At 61.8% G+C, this 3947-nt stretch carries 3 protein-coding genes; all 3 read right to left on the reverse strand.

Annotation, left to right across the window (positions count from 1 at the left end):
* Positions 1-865 (reverse strand): glucose-1-phosphate adenylyltransferase (locus EN884_RS28540; RefSeq protein ID WP_128360872.1); only part of this gene is annotated, 865 nt, incomplete at its 3' end.
* A gap of 52 nt (positions 866-917) precedes the next feature.
* Positions 918-3131 carry a 1,4-alpha-glucan branching protein GlgB gene (gene glgB / locus EN884_RS28545; RefSeq protein ID WP_013532700.1) on the reverse strand — a complete coding sequence of 738 codons (2214 nt, stop codon included), beginning with the start codon at positions 3129-3131 and terminating at the stop codon, positions 918-920.
* A gap of 108 nt (positions 3132-3239) precedes the next feature.
* On the reverse strand, positions 3240-3947 hold a 708-nt coding region (locus EN884_RS28550), incomplete at its 5' end, for a glycogen/starch/alpha-glucan phosphorylase (RefSeq protein WP_164895200.1).

Genomic DNA, 3947 nt, shown 5'->3' on the forward strand with positions numbered 1-3947 from the left:
GCGTGATATCGGTCAGGTCGATATTGGCTTCCCAATAGGCGTCGACCGTTCCGACGTCGCGCCAGTAGGCCTCGTTCTCGGCGGTCGAACGGACGCAGGACTTGGCGAAGCGGTGCGCGATCGCCTTACCGTGCTGGACGATATAGGGGATGATGTCCTTGCCGAAGTCGCGGCTCGAGCCCGGCTCGGCCGCATCGCGGCGCAACTGCTCCATCAGAAACTTGGTCTTGAAGACGTAAATGCCCATCGAGGCCAAGGCAAACTCCGGCTTATCGGGAATGCCGGGCGGATCGGCGGGCTTTTCGACGAAGGCGATGATGTTGTCCTTGCCATCGACATGCATGACGCCGAAGCCGGTGGCTTCCATGCGCGGCACTTCGAGGCAGCCAACGGTGACGTCGGCATTGGCGTCGACGTGCTGGCGAAGCATCATCTCGTAGTCCATCTTGTAGATGTGGTCGCCAGCCAGGATGACCATGTATTCGGGTCCGTAGGCCTCGATGATGTCGATGTTCTGATAGACGGCGTCAGCCGTGCCCTCATACCACTGCGTTTCCGAGACGCGCTGGCTGGCCGGCAGGATGTCGAAGCTTTCGTTTCGCTCTGGGCGCAGGAAGTTCCAGCCGCGCTGCAAATGACGGATCAGCGAATGTGCCTTGTACTGGGTGGCAACGCCGAGGCGTCGAATGCCGGAGTTAAGCGCGTTGGAGAGCGCGAAGTCGATGATGCGCGTCTTGCCGCCGAAATAGACGGCCGGCTTGGCACGCCGGTCGGTCAGTTCCTTGAGGCGGCTGCCACGGCCGCCGGCCAATACATAGGCCATGGCATCGCGCGCCAGCGGCTGGGTCCGTTTCAAGTCTGCCATTTCTACCCTCCCAAGTTACTCGATCTCGACATGTTACTCAGTGTCGATGGGTTCAGTCGGCGACGAGCTCGAGCATGATCGTGGACAGCGGCGGCAAGAGCATCGTCGCGGCGATGCTTCCTTCCTCCGCCCGTGCCTCGACCATGCCGCCATTGCCCTTGCCGGAACCGCCATATTCAGAAGCGTCGGTGTTGATGATCTCGCGCCATTTGCCTGATGTCGGCAACGGCACGCGATAATTATCGCGCGGCACCGGCGTGAAATTGGAAATGACGGCCACCGGGCTGCCGCCCGGCGCGCTGCGCAGCCAGGCAAAAACCGAATTCTGGCTGTCGTCGACGATCAGCCAGGAAAACCCTTCCGGTTCGCAGTCGCGGCCATGCAGCGCCGGGCGCGAACGGTAGAGATAGTTGAGATCGCGCACCGTCTGCCAAACGCCGCGATGCGGCCGGAATTCAAGCAGGTTCCAGTCGAGCGCGCGCGCCTCGCTCCATTCGCGGCGCTGCGCGAACTCCTGCCCCATGAAAAGCAGCTTCTTGCCGGGATAGCCCCACATGAAAGCGTAGTAGGCGCGTAGCGTCGCAAACTTCTGCCAGTCGTCGCCGGCCATCTTGCCAAGCAACGTGCCTTTGCCGTGCACAACCTCGTCATGCGAGAGCGGCAGCACGAAATTCTCCGAGAAGGCGTAGGTCAGGCCGAAGGTGAGGTCGTTGTGGTGGTGCTTTCGGAAGATCGGCTCCTTGGAGAAATACTCCAGCGTGTCGTGCATGAAGCCCATATTCCACTTGAAGCCGAAGCCGAGGCCGCCTTCATGCACCGGTGCCGAGACCTTCGGCCATGAGGTCGATTCCTCGGCTATGGTCATGACGCCCGGATGATGGCCGTAGACCTCCTTGTTCATCTTCTGCAGGAAGCTGACCGCCTCGAGATTCTCGCGGCCGCCCTTCTCGTTGGGGATCCATTCGCCGGCCTTGCGTGAATAGTCGAGGTAGAGCATCGAGGCGACCGCGTCGACGCGCAAACCGTCGACATGGTATTTCTCGGCCCAGAACAGCGCATTGTTGACCAGGAACGACACCACCTCGCGGCGGCCGAAATTGTAGATCGCGGTGTTCCAGTCGGGATGAAAACCCTTGCGCGGATCGGCATGTTCATAGAGCGCGGTGCCATCGAAATTGGCCAGGCCATGCGCGTCGACCGGGAAATGTGCCGGCACCCAGTCGAGGATGACGCCGACGCCGGCGCGGTGGGCGCCATCGACGAAACGGGCAAAGCCGTCCGGGTCGCCAAAGCGGGCCGATGGCGCGTAAAGGCCGGTCGTCTGGTAGCCCCAGGACGGGTCGTAGGGATGTTCAGAGATCGGCATGAATTCGATGTGGGTGAAACCGGTCTCAACCACATAGGGGATCAGCCGGTCGGCCAACTCGTCCCATGACAGGAACGTTCCGTCGTCGCGAAGCTGCCAGGAGCCGGCATGGACCTCGTAGATCGAGATGGCTTCTCGCCGGTGATCGGCATTGCGCCAGAAATTGCGATGCGCCTCGTCGCCCCACTCGTGCGCCGGCGGCACCGCCACGACCGAAGCAGTAGCCGGACGCAGTTCGGATTTGAAGGCGAACGGGTCGGCCTTCAGCGGCAGCCTCACACCATCGGGGCCGATGATCTCGTATTTGTAGGGTCGTCCGGCACCGATGTCGGGTATGAACAGTTCCCAGATGCCGGTGTCGCGGCGGTCTCGCATGGTGTGCCGGCGGCCGTCCCACTCGTTGAAGTCGCCGACCACCGAGACGCGCCGCGCATTGGGAGCCCAGACGGCGAAATGCACTCCGGTGGCGCCTTCGTGATCAATGACATGGGCGCCGAGCTTATCGAACAGCCTGAGATGCGAGCCTTGGGCGATGTAGTAATCGTCCATCGGGCCCAGCACCGGACCGAACGAATAGGGATCGGTCAGCCACCAGTCGCCGCCGGCGTTCCTGGCATGATAGCGCAGGGGTTGCCGCTTCTTGATCGAGAGCTTGCCTTCGAAAAAGCCGCCATCGTTGCGCCTGGACAGTTCACCCGCGATGGTGCCGGTCAGCGTGTAGGCGGTGACGAATTCGGCATTCGGAACAAAGCACCGGGCATACAGGCTCTTGCCGACCTCATGGACACCAAGGACGGCGAAGGGATCTCCGTGCGTGCCGGCAACAATCGCCGCAACATCGCCGGCTGGCGCCAGTCCATCCGGCCCGCTTGTCGCAGCGGTCGCGCGCGGCTTCTTCATCAGGCAGTGTCCCTCCCCGGGCACCAAGTGTTTGTTTCTAGTGATGTAAATCCAACATTCAAATTCACATCACCGGGACCACATTGTTTGCGGCCTCATGCAATCACATCAGACAGGCACGTTCCAGATTTCTTTCGCATATTGGCGGATCGTGCGATCGGAGGAGAACCAGCCGACACGCGCAACGTTGCGGATTGCCCGGGCGTACCAGTCGGGACTGTTGCGCCAGACCGCATCGACCTCACGCTGGGCGGCGGCATAGGCATCGAAATCGGCGGCAACCATGAACCAGTCGCTGTTGTAGAGACCGTTGATGAGATCGCGGTAACGCTCCGGATCGTCCGGCGAGAAGACGCCTGACGAAACAGCCGCAACCGCTTGCGCCAGCTCAGGCGAGCCTTCGATGACGGCGCGCGGATCGTAGCCGTTGTTGCGCCGCTCGGCGACCTCGGCGGTGGTCAGGCCGAAGATGAAGATGTTGTCGTCGCCGACGCATTCCTTGATCTCGACATTGGCACCGTCGAGCGTGCCGATGGTCAGCGCACCGTTCAGCGCGAACTTCATGTTGCCGGTGCCCGACGCTTCCATGCCGGCGGTCGAGATCTGTTCGGACAGATCGGCGGCCGGCATCATGATCTCGGCAAGGCTGACATTGTAGTTCGGCACGAACACCACCTTCAGCAGACCGCGCACGGCCGGATCGCGGTTGATGACCTTGGCGACATCGTTGGCGAGTTTGATGATCAGCTTGGCATTGTGGTAGCTGGGCGCCGCCTTGCCGCCGAAGAATTTCACGCGCGGCATCCAGTCGCGCTC

The sequence above is a fragment of the Mesorhizobium sp. M7A.F.Ca.AU.001.01.1.1 genome (assembly GCF_004022735.1).
Taxonomy (GTDB): Bacteria; Pseudomonadota; Alphaproteobacteria; order Rhizobiales; family Rhizobiaceae; genus Mesorhizobium; species Mesorhizobium ciceri.

What these genes read in the sequence shown, in the direction of transcription:
- glgB (WP_013532700.1), bottom strand. Translation starts at nt 3,131, where the DNA reads ATGAAGAAGCCGCGCGCGACCGCTGCGACAAGCGGGCCGGATGGACTG.